Source organism: Pontibacterium sp. (assembly GCF_964228735.1).
Classification (GTDB): domain Bacteria; phylum Pseudomonadota; class Gammaproteobacteria; order Pseudomonadales; family Balneatricaceae; genus Pontibacterium.
On sequence record NZ_CAXRBQ010000040.1, the window covers coordinates 1 to 18,032 of the forward strand.

An 18,032-nucleotide genomic window follows, 5' to 3' on the forward strand; every position below is an offset into this window, starting at 1 on the left:
GGCACCATCAGACCGCGATCGGTAGAAACTGCTACACCGATGTCCTGGTAACCGTGGTAAACCATGTCGTTGCCGTCGATAGACGCGTTTACAGCTGGGAATTTCTTCAGCGCTTCAGTTGCTGCTTTTACGAAGAAGGACATGAAGCCCAGACGAGTACCGTTGTGGGTCTTCTCGAACAAGTCTTTGTACTGCTTACGCAGTTCCATAACCGGTTTCATGTTTACTTCGTTGTAAGTGGTCAGCATCGCAGCGTTCTGCTGTGCTTCAACCAGACGCTTAGCGATGGTTGCACGCAGACGGGTCATCGGAACGCGTTTTTCTACGCGCTCACCAGTTACAACATTCAGCGCTGCTGCAGTAGCAGATGCTGCTGGTGCTGGCGCTGCTGCAGCTGGAGCCGGAGCTGCAGCTGGTTTGTTTTTCAGGAAGTTCTGTACGTCTTCCTTAGTGATACCGCCGTTTTTGCCGGTACCTGGGATCTGGGATGCATCCAGACCGTTTTCTTCGATCAGTTTGCGTGCAGCCGGACCGATCTTGTCAGCGTCACCAGCTGGCGCTGCTTCTGCAGCAGCTTCAGCTGCAGGTGCTGCTGCACCCGCTGCGCCTGCAGTGAAGGTAGCCAGTACTTCTTCGCTCAGTACGGTGTCACCTTCGCCTTTCAGGATCTCTGCAACAACACCGTCTTCTGGTGCTACTACTTCCAGAACGACTTTGTCGGTTTCGATGTCTACGATCAGTTCGTCCGCAGAGCATGCTTCACCTGGCTGTTTGTGCCAAGTTGCAACTGTACCGTCTGCTACTGATTCAGGGAAAGTCGGCGCTTTGATTTCGATGGACATGTTTTTTCCTTTACCGTTGCTCCGTCGGGTGATTACTTTCGATCACCCGATCAACCGTTGATTGCTTCGTTAACCAGTTTTTCCTGCTGTTCCAGGTGTACAGATACGTAACCTACAGCAGGTGCCGCTGCGTGCGGACGACCTACACCTTCAAGGTGCAGATTAGGGTTATGCTTGTGCAGTACAGAACGCATGTGATGCTGGCTGCAGTACCAAGCGCCCTGGTTCATAGGCTCTTCCTGACACCAAACTACAGACTCCAGGTTGGTGTAAGGTGCGATTGCTCGCGCCAGATCCTTCTCAGGGAATGGGTACAGCTGTTCGATACGAACAATTGCAACATCATCTTTTTCCAGCTCTGCACGGCGGTTGTACAGGTCGTAGTAAACCTTACCGCTACACAGCACCAGGCGTTTAACCTTGGCCGGATCAAGCTGATCGGTTTCACCGATAACCGGCTTGAACATGGTGCCTTCGGCCAACTCTTCCAGAGTAGAAGTAGCCTGCTTGTGACGCAGTAGACTCTTCGGTGACATCACTACCAGCGGCTTACGCAGCGGTCGAACGACCTGGCGACGCAGCAGGTGGAAGATCTGTGCCGGAGTAGTCGGAACACACACCTGAATGTTGTGTTCAGCACACAGCTGGAGATAACGTTCCAGACGCGCAGAAGAGTGCTCAGGACCCTGGCCTTCAAAGCCGTGAGGCAGGAGCATGGTCAGGCCACACAGGCGCTGCCACTTCTGTTCGCCACTTGTAATAAACTGGTCAATAACAACCTGAGCGCCGTTGGCAAAGTCACCGAACTGAGCTTCCCAGATTACCAATGCATTTGGTGTGGTGGTCGCGTAACCGTATTCGAACGCCAGTACCGCTTCCTCAGACAGGAAGGAGTCGTGCAGCGTCAGACGCGGCTGCTCTGGAGACAGGTTCTCCAGCGGCAGGTAGGTAGATGCGTCTTTCTGGTTATGCAGGACCGCATGACGGTGGGAGAACGTGCCTCGACCAACGTCCTGACCGGTGATACGAACCGGGTGGCCTTCAGCCAGTACGGAAGCATAAGCCAGAGACTCAGCCATACCCCAGTTCAGCTCCATGGCACCTGCGGCCATGCGCTTACGGTCATCAATAATTTTCTGAACCTGACGCTGTACAGAGAAACCTTCCGGCACTTCACACAGTTTATTGCCCAGCTCCTGCAGGAGTTTCAGGTCAACACCGGTGTCGTGGTCGAAAGTCCACTTGTGACCCAGGTAAGGCGTCCAATCCACGAACAGTTCCTGGTTTGGCTCCGTTACCAGAGACTGAACTACGTGTTCACCGCGCTCCAGCGCACTGCGGTAGTCCTTCTCCATCTGCTTGCTCTGTTCTGCAGTGATCACACCTTCTTCGATCAGCTGCTGAGCGTACAGGTCACGGGTTGTTTTCTGTTTCTTGATCTGCGCGTACATCAGTGGCTGAGTACCGGATGGCTCATCCGCTTCGTTGTGGCCACGACGACGGTAGCAGACCAGATCGATTACAACGTCTTTCTTGAATTCGTTACGGTAATCAACTGCCAGCTGAGTTACGAAACGTACGGCTTCAGGATCGTCGCCGTTTACGTGGAAGATTGGTGCGGACACCATCTTCGCAACATCAGTACAGTATTCAGAAGAACGGGAGTCTTCTTTCTTGTTGGTGGTAAAACCAACCTGGTTGTTGATTACGATGTGGATCGTACCGCCAGTTTTGTATGCACGGGTCTGGGACATCTGGAATGTCTCCATCACCACGCCCTGGCCGGCAAACGCCTGGTCACCGTGAATGTTAACTGGCAGTACAGTGGTACCTTCAGGGTCTTCACGACGGTCCTGACGGGCACGTACGGAACCTTCAACTACAGGTGCAGCGATCTCCAGGTGGGATGGGTTAAACGCCATCGCCAGGTGAACCTCACCGTCACGGGTCATCACGTTGGAAGAGAAGCCCTGGTGATACTTCACGTCACCGGAAGTCTCCACCATCTTCTTGCCTTCAAACTCACCGAACAGTTCGGCTGGGTTTTTACCGAAGATGTTAACCAGCGTATTCAGACGACCACGGTGAGCCATGCCGATTACAACTTCTTTACAGCCCTGTTTGCCCGCACGCTGAATCAAAGAGTTCAGGGATACGATCAGGGATTCACCGCCTTCCACACCAAAGCGTTTTGCACCGGCGTAGCGGGAACCCAGGTATTTTTCCAGACCTTCAGCTGCCGTCAGGCGCTCAAGGATCATCATTTTCTTCTCAGGCTCAACCACCGGATGGGAGCGGCTTGGTTCCAGACGGGACTGGATCCAGCGTTTTTCCTGAGTGTCCACGATGTGCATGTACTCGGCACCCACGGTACCACAGTACGTTTTCTTCAGATCAGCCAGAATATCTTTCAGTGGTGCTTCTTCCGGTCCGAAGAACAGAGAGCCCAGCTGGAAGACAGTGTCGTAGTCTGCTTCAGACAGTTCATGGAAGCGCGGATCCAGATCTGGCACGTCTTCACGTTCCAGCAGACCCAGCGGATCGATGTTCGCTACCTGGTGACCACGCACGCGGTACGCGTTGATCATACGCAGTACACGAACCTGCTTCTTCTCGTGCTCTGAGCTTACAGAGCTCACGGAAGTTGGTGCTGCGCGTTTCTGGTTTTTAGCGAGGTAGAGGAAATGTTCCTGGATAGGAGAATGTGGAACATCCTGGGTGAGATTTTCACCCACTTTAGGCAAACGATCGAATTCTTCGCGCCACTCTTGTGGAATTGCGCTCGGATCCATCAGGTAGGTTTCGTACAGTTGTTCGATGTAGGAAAGGTTGCCACCGTACAGGTGTGCATTCTTCCACATCAACTCCATGATGCCTTCTTGCATTCTTGATCACCCTGGCTCAGGGGGCTTTGTGAAGTCGGCACAGCATTGTATCTGTCGCGCGACTGCCCCTCTTTGACGTTACCGTATGTATACTCCGCAAACATAAGCGTCCCTATGTTCGGCGGTTGGTATTCTATAGCTTTTCGCGGAAAGCTTTAAATAATTCTTTGTGTGAATATCACAGAATTGACATTATTTTCTTATCTGCCAAAAAGTGTTTCTTATTTCGCACAAATCTGGGTCAAAAACGTAGGGTTTTTGCACAAATTCGGGTCAAAAAAAAGCGGTGCATAAGCACCGCTTGTTCGATCAGGTCGCCTGCTGAAGCAGCATGTTGCGAATCTTACCGATCGCCTTGGTCGGGTTAAGACCTTTAGGACAAACGTTCACACAGTTCATGATGCCGTGGCAACGGAACACGCTGAACGGGTCGTCCAGATCTGCCAGACGCTCGCGAGTTGCGGTGTCGCGGCTGTCCGCCAGGAAGCGGTAAGCCTGCAGCAGACCGGATGGGCCGATGAACTTGTCTGGGTTCCACCAGAAAGATGGGCAGGACGTAGAACAGCAAGCACAGAGAATACACTCGTACAGGCCGTCCAGTTCCGCACGCTCTTCTGGAGACTGCAGACGTTCGATCGCCGGCGCCGGCGTGTTGTTGATCAGGTATGGCTTGATCTTTTCGTACGCGCTGTAGAACTGAGTCATATCTACAACCAGGTCGCGGATAACCGGCAGACCAGGCAGCGGACGCAGTACCAGCTTGTCGTTTTCAACCACTGCAGACAGTGGAGTGATACAAGCCAGACCGTTCAGGCCGTTCATGTTCATACCGTCGGAACCACACACACCTTCACGGCAGGAGCGACGGTACGCCAGAGATGGATCTTTATCCTTCAGCAACTGAAGCAGATCCAGCACCATGATGTCTTTACCGCCAGGGATATCGATGTGGATATCCTGCATGTACGGTTTGTCATCAGTCTCAGGATTGTAGCGATATACACTTACCAGCATGCTATCTACCCCTTAGTAGGTTCGTACTTTAGGTGGGAACGCATCAACAGTCTTAGGCGCGAAGTTTACAGCGCGCTTACCGATACGTTTTTCACCTGGGAAGTACATGGAGTGGCACAGCCAGTTCTCATCGTCACGCTCAGTGAAGTCGTTACGCGCGTGAGCACCACGGGATTCCTTACGCTCTTCTGCAGCGATCGCAGTCGCTTCAGCAACTTCCATCAGGTTCTGAAGTTCCAGAGCCTCGATACGTGCAGTGTTGAACGCCTGGCTCTTATCTTCCAGATACAGGTTGTCAACTTTAGCGCGGATACCCTCAAGCAGTTCCAGACCTTTCTGCATGCTGTCGCCGTCACGGAATACACCGAAGTACAGCTGCATAGTGTCCTGCAGTTCCTTACGAACAGCAGACACGCTCTCACCGCCGGTAGAGTTGTTCAGTTTGTTCAGACGAGCCATTGCTTCATCAAGGTTAGCTTCGGTTGCGTCTTTAACTTCGTAACCTTCTTTCAGCTGCTTCTCGATGTGCATACCTGCTGCGCGACCAAATACAACCAGGTCAAGCAGAGAGTTACCACCCAGACGGTTTGCACCGTGTACAGATACACATGCAACCTCACCACATGCAAACAGACCGTCAACGATCTGGTCGTTGCCGTCTGCATCTGGAGCGATCGCCTGACCACCGATGTTGGTAGCAATGCCACCCATCTGGTAGTGACAGGTAGGAACAACAGGGATTGGCTCTTTAACCGGATCGGTTGCTGCGAATGTCTTGGACAGTTCACAGATACCAGGCAGGCGAGAGTGCAGTACTTCTTCGCCCAGGTGATCCAGTTTCAGGAATACGTGATCGCCTTCTTCACCACAACCACGGCCATCCAGGATCTCCAGGATCATGGAACGTGCAACCACGTCACGACCTGCCAGGTCCTTCGCGTTCGGAGCATAACGCTCCATGAAACGCTCGCCGTCTTTGTTGATCAGGTAACCACCTTCACCACGACAACCTTCTGTTACCAGTACACCCGCACCCGCGATACCGGTTGGGTGGAACTGCCACATCTCCATATCCTGCGCAGGAACGCCTGCACGCAGAGACATACCCATACCGTCACCGGTATTGATCAGAGCGTTGGTAGTGGAAGCGTAGATACGACCCGCACCACCAGTTGCCAGTACAGTTGCCTTGGACTTGATGTATACGGTTTCACCGGTTTCGATGCAGATAGCGATAATACCGACGATAGCACCGTCGTCATTTTTCACCAGATCCACAGCGTACCATTCATTCAGGAAGGTAGTACCGGCTTTGATGTTACCCTGGTACAGGGTGTGCAGCAGTGCGTGACCGGTACGGTCAGCAGCAGCACAGGTACGGGCAGCCTGACCGCCCTCACCGAAGTTTTTGGACTGACCACCGAACGGACGCTGGTAGATACGACCAGTTTCAGTACGGGAGAATGGCAGACCCATGTGGTCCAGCTCGAATACAGCCTGTGGACCTACGGAACACATGTACTCGATAGCGTCCTGGTCACCGATGTAGTCGGAACCCTTAACGGTATCGTACATGTGCCAACGCCAATCGTCGTTCGGATCAGCAGAAGCGATCGCACAGGTAATACCACCCTGCGCAGATACAGTGTGAGAACGGGTCGGGAAGACCTTCGTTACACAAGCGGTGTTCAGACCGGACTGAGCCAGCTGAAGTGCGGCACGCATACCAGCACCGCCGCCACCGACAACAATTGCGTCAAAAGTTAGCGTACGCAGCTTAGACATCTTTTAGATACCCCACAGAATCTGGATGCCCCAAACGACGTAGATAAACGTCACCAGTCCAGAGCCTGATTGAAACAGAAAACGCAATCCGGTTGCCTTGATGTAGTCAGTAGATACAGACCACAGGCCAATCCATACGTGTGCTGCCATAGACAGCAGAGCCAGCAGGGTAAAGATGCGCATCGCTGTGCCTTCAAACAGCGAACTCCACATTTCATAAGTCAGCTCGGCGCCGAACGCCAGGTAACCGATCATGAAAATTGTGTATGCTGCAAGAACAACGGCGGTAACGCGCTGAATCATCCAGTCATACAGGCCACTACGGCCAAAGCTAGTAATGCTAGTTACCATATCCATACTCCCGCCAGAAGGATTGCTACAACGCTGATAATCAGAGTTACCTTCGCTGCTTTCTGACCACTTTCAAGTTCTTCACAGTGGCCAAAATCCATTACCAGGTGTTTGATGCCCGCAAAGAAGTGATACAGCAGTGCTGATACACATCCCCACGCAATCAGCTTCGCGAAGAAGCCATTCTCGAACATTTCAACAGCTTCGTTGAAGCCAGCTTCTGATTCCAGAGACAGACCCAGTGCATACAGCATGAACGCAGCAGCAACAAAAAGTGCTACCCCGGTCGCGCGGTGCAAAATGGATGTGATCGCCGGAAGCGGCTGTTTGATTGTTCGCAGATCTAGGTTTACAGGTCTTTTCTTATTCACGGCTCTTGTCACACTTTGCTGCCCTCTTGCAGGGCATGGTTGCTAGGAAGTGCTATAAAGATAAGTACCTCGTCCAAAAAGCTCACGTCCCTTTATTTCGGCACTTGTAGCGCTTTTAAGGCACATAAACTTCGGTGCGAGAGTATAAGCATTTAATAACCACAATTCAACGCGGGGCTCCTTCTCTACACCCTTTGTCTAGGTCCGGCGGGATAATGCCTGTTTAAATACAACTAAATATCTATACAGGCAGTAGTTAAAAATTGTTAAAAGTTTGTCACAATTTGCTGCAACGCAATAAACGACGCGTTGACAAACGCTTCGTACACTCTATATTGGGTGAGCCCTGAAAATGGGCAAACTCCAACAAGTGATTCTGATTTAGTCGCCTAAGTCAATGATAAGAGATCTTTTACGTAGTAAGAGATCCATATAATTAACAAAATGATAGGAGCCTGTAATGGCTGATAAGAAAGCACGTTTGACCATCGACGGTCTGGATGAAGCAATCGAACTTCCTGTCTATTCCGGCACCGAAGGTCCTGATGTAGTTGACGTTCGCCCACTGACTGGTAAGGGCTGCTTCACTTATGATCCAGGGTTCGTATCCACCGCTGCATGTGAATCTAAAATCACATACATCGATGGCGGTGCAGGTGTGCTCTTACACGGTGGCTACCCAATCGAACAGCTGGCAGAACACTCCGATTACCTGGAGACCTGCTACCTGCTGTTGAACGGTGAACTGCCAACTCCAGAACAGAAGGAAGAGTTCGTAAACACCATCAAGCGCCACACTATGGTGCACGAGCAGATGAGCGACTTCTTCCACGGCTTCCGTCGTGACGCTCACCCGATGGCAATCATGGTTGCAGTTGTGGGCGCACTGTCTGCGTTCTACCACGACTCCCTGGACATCGACGATGCTTACCACCGCGAAGTATGTGCATACCGCCTGGTAGCGAAGATGCCTACAATCGCTGCAATGTGCTACAAGTACAGCATCGGCCAGCCTTTCCAGTACCCACGTAACGATCTGGACTACGCTGAGAACTTCCTGCAGATGATGTTTGGTAATCCATGCGAAGACTACAAACCGAATCCGGTTCTGTCTAAAGCCATGGACAAGATCTTCCTGCTGCACGCTGACCACGAGCAGAACGCATCTACTTCTACTGTACGTCTGGCGGGTTCTTCCGGCGCTAACCCATTCGCATGTATCGCTTCCGGTATTGCTGCACTGTGGGGTCCTGCGCACGGTGGTGCGAACGAAGCCGTACTGAACATGCTGGAAGAGATCGGTGACGAATCCAACATCGAAGAGTTCGTTGCACGTGCGAAAGATCCTAACGACTCCTTCCGCCTGATGGGCTTCGGTCACCGCGTATACCGTAACTTCGACCCTCGCGCGAAAGTTATGAAGAAGACCTGTGACGAAGTACTGGCAGAACTAGGCATCGAAGACGAGCCACTGCTGAAGATCGCTAAGCGCCTGGAACAGATCGCCCTGGAAGACGAGTACTTCGTAGAGCGTAAACTGTACCCGAACGTAGACTTCTACTCCGGCATCATCCTGAAGGCGATCGGTATCCCAACCACTATGTTTACCGTAATCTTCGCGCTGTCCCGTACTATCGGCTGGATCTCCCACTGGAACGAGTTCCACAGCAGCCCGAACAAGATCGGTCGTCCGCGCCAGCTGTACACTGGCCCAAGCAAACGCGACTACCCTGCATAACTTTTTGTTTTGCATCAAAAAAGCCACCTTTAAGGTGGCTTTTTTTGTGCACTTTTTTAATTCTCCCCTACACTGTACAGCCTGGTTGAATGCACTTAAGACCTGCATGGAGAACTGTCTACGTGTTGCCCAAGCCACTGTACGAATCGATGCCCTACTTCTGCCTGGTATTTGGCGCGATCAGCATCATCTTTCCCACCGACACGTTGCAGCTGATCTGCGGCGGCCTGCTCTACAGCAACGGCGCTGCTATCTGGATCATGCGCTCCCAGAGTCGCCGCATAGACGCTCAGCGCACGCCCTTTAACCCACACCGCTTTCTCCCCTGGCACGAGGCCTCTGTGCTGCCCGAGTGGCTCTACGAGGCGATGCCGTTTATCTATATCCTCGCCGGTATCCTCCTGCAACGACACACCGAAACAGAGCTGATGAACTATGCGGGATATGTGCTTCTTGGCATTGGCCTGTTTATCCTAGTTCTACGCCATCGACACCGCACACTCAGCGACAACGCGACACTGCACCACACCGAGATGTAGACCCCAGACACGAAAAAGCCGGCATATAGCCGGCTTTTTTTGAAAGTAGGGATCATTAATCCAGGGAGGTGGACTCGATTTTGTGAATACTCAGGTCTGCACCGTTGTATTCCTGCTCCTCATCCAGACGCAGACCTACGATCGCTTTAATTGCACCGTAGACGATCAAGCCACCGATCAATGCGATAGCGATACCCGCGACAGTACCAATCACCTGGGACATCAGGCTAACACCGCCCAGACCGCCCAGCGCTTCGCGACCACAGATACCTGCAGCAATACCACCCCAGGCACCACACAGACCGTGCAGCGGCCAAACACCCAGCACATCATCGATTTTCCATTTGTTCTGCTGGATGGTGAACAACCATACGAAGATCACACCGGCCACACCACCGACAACCAGCGCACCAATTGGGTGCATTACATCAGAGCCAGCACATACAGCCACCAGCCCAGCCAACGGACCGTTATGGATAAAGCCCGGGTCGTTGCGGCCCACAACCAGAGAAGTGACAATACCACCAACCATCGCCATCAACGTGTTTACCGCCACCAGACCAGAGATACCGTCCAGCGTCTGTGCAGACATTACGTTGAAGCCGAACCAACCGATACACAGTACCCATGCACCCAGCGCCAGGAATGGAATATTGGACGGCGGGAATGCCACCAACTTACCGGAGCGGTAACGCCCTTTACGAATGCCCAACAGCAACACCGCCGCCAGCGCAATCCAGCCACCAACACCGTGCACCACAACAGAACCTGCAAAGTCATGGAAGCCCGCACCAAAGGACTCTTCCAACCACGCCTGGAAGCCGTAGTTACCGTTCCAGATAATGCCTTCGAAGAATGGGTATACAAACGCTACACTCAGCGCAGACGCTGCCAGAATCGGCCAGAAGCGTGCACGCTCAGCAATACCACCAGACACGATCGCCGGAATTGCCGCCGCAAAGGTCATCAGGAAGAAAAACTTAACCAGCTCATAACCGCTGCCTTCTGAAAGCGTCGCTGCATCCTGGAAGAAGGTGATGTCGTACGCCACCCAGTAACCAATAAAGAAATAGGCGATCGCCGACACGCCAAAGTCTGTCATGATTTTGACCAGGGCGTTCACTTGGTTTTTATGACGGACGGTACCCACCTCCAAAAAGGCGAAGCCCGCGTGCATGGCGAACACCATGATCGCGCCCATCAAAATGAAGAGCGTATTGGAACTCTGAATAAGCGTTTCTACGGCACTGTTAACGTTTTCCACAGTTAACTCCTGCAAGTAAGTATGACCTTATGCACCATCAGCTAGCCCAGAGATCCAGGCCAGCACCATTTTGGTGCGTTATTTTTAGTTATTCGTGCTCCGCTTTTGCATCAGCGTCCATTCTGGTGCGCAACCCCAGTCACGCTTAGCCCTTATATAAAGGGCTTTGCAGCCGCGGAAGCGCTATTTCAGTGCATGCCATCACAATGTTGATGCAGAAACAGAGCACATTTGGGTCTCTTAATATGCAGAGAGTGTGCCAAAAGAGATCACGCTTTGTGCGTGATCTCGAAGCAGACGTGGATACGCTGGTTACGTTTAAAGTCAGGATCCAGTGTCTGGGTTGTGATATCGCGAACCTCGAACGCCGCCAGTGCGTCGTAGTCAAGTTTGAAGCGACGGTAGTTGTTGGAGAAGATCAGCTTGCCTCCTGGGCGCAGCAGCCCCATGGCAGCCTCCACCAGCTCCACATGGTCACGCTGAACATCCAGAATATTGGACATCCGCTTGGAGTTGGAGAACGTTGGCGGATCCATAAAGATCAGGTCGTATTCCGGCTTAAACTGGCTGTGCAGCCACTTGAAACAATCGGATCGGATAAAGCGGTGCGCCTTGCCCTTACAGCCATTCAGCTCCAGGTTGCGCTCAGCCCAGTTCAGATAGGTAGATGACATATCCACGCTGGTCGTCGTTTTGGCCCCACCTACCGCAGCGTGGGCGGATGCAGTCCCGGTATAGCAGAACAGGTTCAGGACATCTTTACCTTTTGCTTCCTGCTGTATACGGTGTCGCACCGGGCGGTGATCCAGGAACAAGCCGGTGTCCAGATAGTCCTTCAGGTTGACCAGCAGGCGCACACCGTGCTCGTTCACCTCGAAGAAGTGATGGGTTTGCGACTGCTTTTCATACTGGGAGGTACCCTGCTGGCGCTTACGCTGCTTCAGGGTGATGCGTTCTGCCGGTATATCCAGCACCACCGGCAGCGCGGTCATAACTTCATTCAGGCGGGAGAAGGACTTCACCTTATCCACCGACTTCGGTGGCGCATACTCCTGCAGGTGCACCTGATCGCCATAGATATCCACAGCCACCTGATATTCCGGAATATCCGCGTCGTAGGCACGGTACGCCTGGATATTCTCGCGCTTCACCCACTTTGCCATCTGCTTGAGGTTCTTGCGCAGACGGTTGGCGAACATCTGCGCCCCTTCGCTCAATTCAACCTCACCCGACTCTGAGGGTTGTTCTTCACTCTGCTCTGCCTGCTCCGCGATGCTATAGATAAACAGGCGACTCTCGATCGGGCCGTTGAAGAACTTGTACTGTTTATCCGCACGCAGCCCCATCACTTTGCACAGCTCAGGATTGCCGGTAAAGATCGCCGCCTGCCAGCCCGGGAATTGACGCTTCAGCAGATCGCCCAGGTGACGGTAGAGAAACATCAATTGCGACTCTTCACCCAGACGCTCACCGTAAGGTGGGTTGGTGAGCATCAAGCCGGTCTCGGCTTCCGGCAGATCACTGCGCTGTAGATCCTCTACACGCCCGTTACGGAACTCGATAAAGGCATCCACACCCGCGCGTGCTGCGTTCTCTTTGGCCGTGCGCAGAACCTTGGAATCCATATCACGACCCGAGAACTTAACGCTCAATGTCGCCAGACCAGCATCCCGTCGATCTTCGGCTTCAGCTTTTAACGCCTGCCAAATATCACGCTTATGCTGCAACCAACGGTTAAATCCGTAATAGCGACGCTGCAGGCCCGGCGCTATATCGGCCGCCATCAATACAGCTTCAATCAACAGGGTGCCGGAACCACACATCGGATCCACCAGCAACGGCGTCGATTCGGCTGCTTTAGGCCAGCCACAACGAATCAGCAAGGCAGAGGCCAAGTTCTCTTTCAGCGGCGCTTCACCGGAACGCAGACGGTAAGCGCGACGGTGCAGGCTGTCACCGGACAGATCGAGGCTTAGTGTTGCCACACCACGCTGCAGGTGGACGTTGATACGAATATCGGGCGTCTGACGCTCAACCGCCGGACGGCGACCGGTCTGCGCTCGGATCTGGTCAACAATCGCATCCTTGGTTTTCTGAGCACCAAAGCGGGTATTGTTAATACCTTCCGTGCGACCGGTGAAATCGATCGCCAGGGTGCCTTCCGGACGCATGTGCTCCAACCAATTGATCTGCTGAACACCGGCGTACAACTGGTCGGCAGTTTCAGCTTCGAACTGGTGCAGATTCATTAATACCCGGTTAGCCAAGCGGGACCATAAACAGACACGATATGCATCTTCCAGCTCTCCCTGAAAATAGACACCGGCAACCGTCTGACGGGTTTCCTGAATCCCGAGGCTGTGCAACTCCTCTTCCAGCAGTAACTCGACGCCCTTTGGACAGGTGAGAAAAAAGTTCATGGTTGTCATACACCTATGTACGTTTTCAGCCGTTAACTGAACAAAATTCAACAAATAAAAGAATTAAATAAAAACTATTCACTCAAAACATACGATTTGAACGAAATACTTAACTTTATGAATCGCTTCATTTTTTTGCACCAGCACTCTGATCATATTTATTACAGTACTGTAACAAGATAGTTAATTTAAATCGTACAACGCCACGTTTTTCGATATGAATATAGGTCTGTGAAGCAAACACGAAGGAACGCGTCACAGCACACAGACAGGATACCAAGTCTCTGGTATCTGCTCTCAACACGATTAAACAGACAGAGAGGCTCCACCAGATGAAGAGACAGAAACGAGATCGCACCTCTTCCCTTTTCAACCGTGGTTTTAAGGCAGGTCTTGATGGTAAATCCCGGGACAATTGCCCAGTCAATACTTCAGAACTGCGCAGCCACTGGATGAGCGGCTGGCGCGAAGGCCGTGAAGCCCATTGGGGCGGCCAAACCGGCGTATCAGCGATACAGATGAATCCGTCACTTCACTAACACGCATATATAAAGAATTCCGGAAGCTCCCTCGTCAGGGAGCTTCTTACGTTTGGGGCCTTAAACCTTCAGAGCTTTGATTGCATTGGCCGCATCAGCCACCAGCTGCGGGCCGTGGTAGATAAAGCCACTGTAGATCTGAACCAGGGTTGCACCCGCCTCAATCTTCTCGGCTGCATCAAAGCCTTCAGTAATTCCCCCCACGCCGATAATTGGCAGCGCACCGTCCAGCGCGTTAGCCAGCACACGGATCGCACGGGTGGATTTATTACGGACCGGCGCTCCGGACAAACCACCCGCTTCTTCAGCAAATGGCGAGTCTTCCACACCCTCGCGGGACAGCGTGGTGTTGGTCGCAATCACCGCATCCATCTCATACGCCTTCAATGAGGACGCTACCAACTCCAGCTCCTCTTCCGTCATATCCGGTGCAATCTTCACGGCAACCGGCACATAGCGGTCGTGCAGACGCGCCTGACGCACCTGCTCGGTTTTCAGCGCATCCAGCAGACTATTCAGAGATTCGCCGTACTGCAGGGTACGCAATCCCGGCGTATTCGGCGAGGATACGTTCACGGTGATGTATGACGCGCGGTCATACACCTTGCGCATGCAGTACAGGTAGTCGTCGTTGGCTTTCTCGTTTGGGGTATCTTTATTCTTGCCGATATTGATACCCAGAATGCCTTTATAGGTGCTGTTCTGCAGGTTCTTCAGCAGCTGATCAACGCCGTCGTTGTTAAAGCCCATACGGTTGATGATTGCAGTCTGCTCAGGCAAACGGAACAGGCGTGGCTTTGGATTACCGGCCTGCGGACGTGGCGTTACCGTACCCACTTCTACAAAACCGAATCCCATCGCAGCCAGACCATCAACCGCGATGCCATTTTTGTCCAATCCAGCCGCCAGGCCCACGCGGTTCGGGAAAGACAACCCCATCACCTCAACCGGGTCACTCACCTCCGTAGCACCCAGCAGCTTGTTCAGACCAAGGTCTGCTGCCAGATTCATGGAGCGCAACGCCACCTCGTGAGAGGTCTCTGGGTCAAAACGGAACATCAGGGATCGGGCAAGAGGGTATAGCATGCGGGTTACTCTGCTCTGTCTGCACTTGAAAAAATTTGCCGCAGATTATAGGCGACCCGGCCATTTATTAACAGGCCACGGCCACTTTCAGGAGAGCTTCTCGATCTTCTGAAAACGACCGCTACGGTCAAAGGTGATGCAGAAACGACCAAAGATACCGGCATGCAGCAGGTATGGTTGCAGGATATTGGCGGGGAAGCGCACGGTACGCCCATCCAGCGCCCGGGTTACCACATCACGTGCGCTACCTTTATAGACCCGCAGATATTCATCCGCAGGCAGATGGATATCAAATATAATTTTGTTCATACACAGCAAAGAAAACGACCGGTATAAGCAACCGGCAAAGACCAAACAAATTCAATCACCCAACTTTATATAGAGGACACCGATCTGCCAAGCACCATAGTGCAGCGCATCCTCTACTCACCGAGTCTGCCCAGTGGCTTACATGGTTTGATAAGCACAGACGCTTTACCCATAATAGTCTGGTTTTGAATCTGGCCCGTTGGAAAGCCCACTCTATGCGAAAGTTGTTATTGCTCTGCTCCCTGATCAGCCTTCCCCTGCAGGCGGCCGTAAATGCTCAGGTGAATGTGCAGACACTGGAGCTGGGAGAAACACTGCAACTGACCATCGAGGCCGATCAGAAAGTTAAGCAGAATCCGGATCTCTCATCCCTGCATAAGCAGTTCCGGATTGTGGGCAGCAAACAGATGACCATCTCCAGCTACACCGGAGGTGAGCCACGCTTCACCACCCGCTGGCGGGTCATGCTGCGCCCACTGAAACAGGGCCCGCTGACCATCCCGGCCATCCGCATCGGCGGCGAAAGCACCTTTCCGATCGCCCTCAACATCCTACCCAGCGAGCGTGGTGCAAGCCCATTGCTGGGTCACCAGATGGTGCTCGAAACCGAGCTGGATACCAATGAAATCTATCTGCATAGCCAGGCGATTCTGACGGTCCGTCTGTTCCACCAGCAGCCTTTGCCAGACCAGGCACACCTTGGCCACCCAATCACCACTGACGCGGTCATTAAACCACTGGGTGAAGAGCGGCGTTATTCGACCCGGTTGCGCGGGCAGAACTACCAGGTGCTGGAGCGCCGCTACGGCATCTATCCTCAACAGACTGGTCTGATCCGGCTGGAGCCGATCAGCTATAACGACGGCAAATCCGGTAGCGTTGACCAGAACCTGCAGAAGACACCGATCGAAGTGGCCGTGTTGCCTGAAGCACTTCAAAAACGACCGGGCTACTGGCTACCCGCCACCCAGGTGAGCTTGGAAGACAATCTGCAACCGCGGAACAGCACGACCATGGGTGAAGCCTTGACCCGCAAGATCACCCTGGAAGCCCACGGCATTGTGGCCTCAGAGCTGCCCGCGCTAAGCCCTTTAAAGAACGAACTGGCAGATATCCAGCTCGACAACGTTATCCTTGAAGAGCGTATGACCGATCAAGGAATTATCAGCACTCGCACCGAAGCGCTGACTATCACGCCGTACGAGCGCGGAGAGATTACCCTGCAGGCGATTCGTATCCCCTGGTGGGATGTAAGTCAGGATCGTGAGAAAGATGTTGCCATTGAGGCCCGCCTGATTAACGTATCTGCAGCTAAAGCCACACCGGCTCCAGTAACGATTGAGCCTGCCCTGTCCGATACACCTGGGGTGAACAATCCGGATACTCCACCCACGAACAACAGCAACCTTTTGATCTGGCTACTGACCGGTCTTGCGATCGTCTCCAGCCTGGGCTGGCTTTACTCCTTCAACCGAATTCGTATCGGCAAACAAAAAGAGCAGGCGCTACCGCCACCGCTGGAGGAGAGTGTGGAGGATATCGATTATTACGATCTGTCCGAAGCCAATAGCTTTGAAGAGCTCAGCCTGGCCTGCAGCCAGAACCAATGCGCGACCAGCCAGCTACTTCTGTTGGAGTGGGCACAGCACACCTGGCCCAATGAGGATATCTACGATAACGAAGATATTGCACGCGCCTCCGGCAGCCAGACCCTGCAACTATTGTTGATGGACCTGGAGCACCATCTCGACCACGGTGAAGAGCACCTGTGGCGCGGCGATCTGCTGCTGGAAGCGCTGGACAAGATCCGCGATCGCCGCCTGACCGGCAGTTACTGAAAGATCTGCCCCAGCGCCTGATCGAGTTCGGGATACTTAAACTCAAATCCCGCCTGCATTAAACGCTGGGGATATACACGCTGACCTTCCAACAGGAGTTCAGCCCCCTCACCCAACATCAACTCCACTACAAACGGCGGCAATGGCAATTTTGCCGGGCGTTTGAGTGAACGCCCCAGCGCTTGCGCGAACTCGGCGTTACGACTTGCTTCCGGCGCGGTCAGGTTAAAAGCACCTTGCAGTGTCTGGTGACGCAACAGGAAATCAATCGCACGCAGCTCATCTTCAAGATGGATCCACGACATCCACTGCCTACCGTCGCCAATCGGACCACCTACCCCCATCTTGAATGGAGGTAGCATCTTTTTCAGCGCACCACCTTCACCCAGCACCACACCGGTACGTATCAAGCACACCCGCACACCCAGATCGGCTGCACGCATCGCCTCCTCTTCCCAGTCTGCACATAAAGAATGGGTAAAGCCCTGACGTACCGCACTGGCTTCCACCAACAGATCATCACCGGGATGGGTACCGTAGTAACCGATGGCTGAACCACTGATAAACACTGAAGGTTTTTTCTCGGACATCGCCATCCAATCCACCAGCGCGTGTGTCATCGTCAAGCGGCTGTAACGCAACAGCTTCTTGCGTTTTTCACTCCAGCGTCGATCCGCGATCGGCTCGCCACACAGGTTGATCACCGCGTCGAAAGCTTCTTCGTCTACTTCCATCAACGAGGAGACCGTGCGCACATCAGGACCCAGTATTTTTTTTGCTCGCTCCGGATTACGCGTTATGCAGGTAAAGTTCATGCCGTGGGGCTGACGCCACTTAATGTATGCTTGGCCGATAAATCCGGTACCGCCGGTGATAAGCACTTTCATGCCACACTCCCTTGAATCTGAAGAAGGTACGAACAAGTCCTGAAGGCACTCTAGCTTTCGGGAAGGTTCACAATCAAGGAAGCGTTTTGCTGTAATGTTGAAACCTTACAAAAAGCGCTGACACCGAGTGTGTATCTTCCCGAAAGCCCCTTAGGGCAAGCCCT

At 53.0% G+C, this 18,032-nt stretch carries 15 protein-coding genes; 4 read left to right on the top strand and 11 right to left on the bottom strand.

The genetic code is table 11. From position 1 onward, the window contains the following. The 6 genes from ACEQ15_RS04045 to sdhC form a co-directional block, all read right to left on the bottom strand. A partial coding sequence (locus tag ACEQ15_RS04045) for a 2-oxo acid dehydrogenase subunit E2 (RefSeq protein WP_370277772.1) occupies positions 1-842 on the bottom strand: 842 nt, incomplete at its 3' end. A gap of 50 nt (positions 843-892) precedes the next feature. Next, complete coding sequence (locus ACEQ15_RS04050) at positions 893-3,727, bottom strand: 2-oxoglutarate dehydrogenase E1 component (RefSeq protein WP_370277773.1); 2,835 nt, start codon at positions 3,725-3,727, stop codon at positions 893-895. Positions 3,728-4,036: 309 nt separating this feature from the next. Beyond that, the gene (locus tag ACEQ15_RS04055; RefSeq protein ID WP_282350850.1) at positions 4,037-4,741 is read right to left on the bottom strand and encodes a succinate dehydrogenase iron-sulfur subunit; all 705 of its coding nucleotides are present in this window, start codon (positions 4,739-4,741) and stop codon (positions 4,037-4,039) included. A 12-nt stretch (positions 4,742-4,753) separates the two neighbouring features. After that, positions 4,754-6,526 (bottom strand): succinate dehydrogenase flavoprotein subunit, encoded by a 1,773-nt coding sequence (gene sdhA, locus ACEQ15_RS04060; protein ID WP_370277775.1) that lies wholly within the window; start codon positions 6,524-6,526, stop codon positions 4,754-4,756. Positions 6,527-6,529: 3 nt separating this feature from the next. Next, positions 6,530-6,877, bottom strand: a complete 348-nt coding sequence (sdhD, locus tag ACEQ15_RS04065) for a succinate dehydrogenase, hydrophobic membrane anchor protein (RefSeq protein WP_370277776.1) — start codon at positions 6,875-6,877, stop codon at positions 6,530-6,532. Then, positions 6,871-7,248 carry a succinate dehydrogenase, cytochrome b556 subunit gene (gene sdhC / locus ACEQ15_RS04070; RefSeq protein WP_370277777.1) on the bottom strand — a complete coding sequence of 126 codons (378 nt, stop codon included), beginning with the start codon at positions 7,246-7,248 and terminating at the stop codon, positions 6,871-6,873. The genes sdhD and sdhC overlap by 7 nt, the downstream gene beginning before the upstream one ends. Before the next feature lie 460 nt (positions 7,249-7,708). On the opposite strand from sdhC, the gene gltA reads away from it, so the two are divergent. Then, positions 7,709-8,986, top strand: coding sequence for a citrate synthase (gene gltA / locus ACEQ15_RS04075; protein WP_370277778.1), 1,278 nt, complete (start codon positions 7,709-7,711; stop codon positions 8,984-8,986). A 122-nt stretch (positions 8,987-9,108) separates the two neighbouring features. After that, the gene (locus ACEQ15_RS04080; RefSeq protein WP_370277779.1) at positions 9,109-9,525 is read left to right on the top strand and encodes a hypothetical protein; all 417 of its coding nucleotides are present in this window, start codon (positions 9,109-9,111) and stop codon (positions 9,523-9,525) included. 55 nt (positions 9,526-9,580) lie between these two features. On the opposite strand, the gene ACEQ15_RS04085 is transcribed toward ACEQ15_RS04080, so the two are convergent. Then, positions 9,581-10,789, bottom strand: coding sequence for an ammonium transporter (locus ACEQ15_RS04085; protein ID WP_370277780.1), 1,209 nt, complete (start codon positions 10,787-10,789; stop codon positions 9,581-9,583). A 269-nt stretch (positions 10,790-11,058) separates the two neighbouring features. Continuing rightward, positions 11,059-13,209, bottom strand: a complete 2,151-nt coding sequence (rlmKL, locus tag ACEQ15_RS04090; protein ID WP_370277781.1) for a bifunctional 23S rRNA (guanine(2069)-N(7))-methyltransferase RlmK/23S rRNA (guanine(2445)-N(2))-methyltransferase RlmL — start codon at positions 13,207-13,209, stop codon at positions 11,059-11,061. A 332-nt stretch (positions 13,210-13,541) separates the two neighbouring features. Here rlmKL and rmf point away from each other — a divergent pair, with 332 nt between their 5' ends. Further along, complete coding sequence (rmf, locus tag ACEQ15_RS04095) at positions 13,542-13,748, top strand: ribosome modulation factor (protein WP_370277782.1); 207 nt, start codon at positions 13,542-13,544, stop codon at positions 13,746-13,748. A 60-nt stretch (positions 13,749-13,808) separates the two neighbouring features. On the opposite strand, the gene ACEQ15_RS04100 is transcribed toward rmf, so the two are convergent. Then, entirely contained in the window at positions 13,809-14,834 is a 1,026-nt protein-coding gene (locus tag ACEQ15_RS04100; protein WP_370277783.1) for a quinone-dependent dihydroorotate dehydrogenase, read from the bottom strand. A gap of 87 nt (positions 14,835-14,921) precedes the next feature. Further along, on the bottom strand, positions 14,922-15,143 hold the full coding sequence (locus ACEQ15_RS04105; protein ID WP_370277784.1) for a DUF2835 domain-containing protein: 222 nt from the start codon (positions 15,141-15,143) through the stop codon (positions 14,922-14,924). A 215-nt stretch (positions 15,144-15,358) separates the two neighbouring features. Here ACEQ15_RS04105 and ACEQ15_RS04110 point away from each other — a divergent pair, with 215 nt between their 5' ends. Next, positions 15,359-16,981 (top strand): BatD family protein, encoded by a 1,623-nt coding sequence (locus ACEQ15_RS04110; protein WP_370277785.1) that lies wholly within the window; start codon positions 15,359-15,361, stop codon positions 16,979-16,981. On the opposite strand, the gene ACEQ15_RS04115 is transcribed toward ACEQ15_RS04110, so the two are convergent. Next, positions 16,975-17,868, bottom strand: a complete 894-nt coding sequence (locus ACEQ15_RS04115) for a TIGR01777 family oxidoreductase (protein ID WP_370277786.1) — start codon at positions 17,866-17,868, stop codon at positions 16,975-16,977. The two genes, ACEQ15_RS04110 and ACEQ15_RS04115, sit on opposite strands and share 7 nt — an antisense overlap. Positions 17,869-18,032 lie beyond the last annotated feature (164 nt).

What these genes read in the sequence shown, in the direction of transcription:
- ACEQ15_RS04105 (WP_370277784.1), bottom strand. Translation starts at nt 15,143, where the DNA reads ATGAACAAAATTATATTTGATATCCATCTGCCTGCGGATGAATATCTG.
- sdhA (WP_370277775.1), bottom strand. Translation starts at nt 6,526, where the DNA reads ATGTCTAAGCTGCGTACGCTAACTTTTGACGCAATTGTTGTCGGTGGC.
- ACEQ15_RS04100 (WP_370277783.1), bottom strand. Translation starts at nt 14,834, where the DNA reads ATGCTATACCCTCTTGCCCGATCCCTGATGTTCCGTTTTGACCCAGAG.
- sdhD (WP_370277776.1), bottom strand. Translation starts at nt 6,877, where the DNA reads ATGGTAACTAGCATTACTAGCTTTGGCCGTAGTGGCCTGTATGACTGG.
- rlmKL (WP_370277781.1), bottom strand. Translation starts at nt 13,209, where the DNA reads ATGAACTTTTTTCTCACCTGTCCAAAGGGCGTCGAGTTACTGCTGGAA.
- gltA (WP_370277778.1), top strand. Translation starts at nt 7,709, where the DNA reads ATGGCTGATAAGAAAGCACGTTTGACCATCGACGGTCTGGATGAAGCA.
- rmf (WP_370277782.1), top strand. Translation starts at nt 13,542, where the DNA reads ATGAAGAGACAGAAACGAGATCGCACCTCTTCCCTTTTCAACCGTGGT.
- ACEQ15_RS04050 (WP_370277773.1), bottom strand. Translation starts at nt 3,727, where the DNA reads ATGCAAGAAGGCATCATGGAGTTGATGTGGAAGAATGCACACCTGTAC.
- ACEQ15_RS04055 (WP_282350850.1), bottom strand. Translation starts at nt 4,741, where the DNA reads ATGCTGGTAAGTGTATATCGCTACAATCCTGAGACTGATGACAAACCG.
- ACEQ15_RS04115 (WP_370277786.1), bottom strand. Translation starts at nt 17,868, where the DNA reads ATGAAAGTGCTTATCACCGGCGGTACCGGATTTATCGGCCAAGCATAC.
- ACEQ15_RS04110 (WP_370277785.1), top strand. Translation starts at nt 15,359, where the DNA reads ATGCGAAAGTTGTTATTGCTCTGCTCCCTGATCAGCCTTCCCCTGCAG.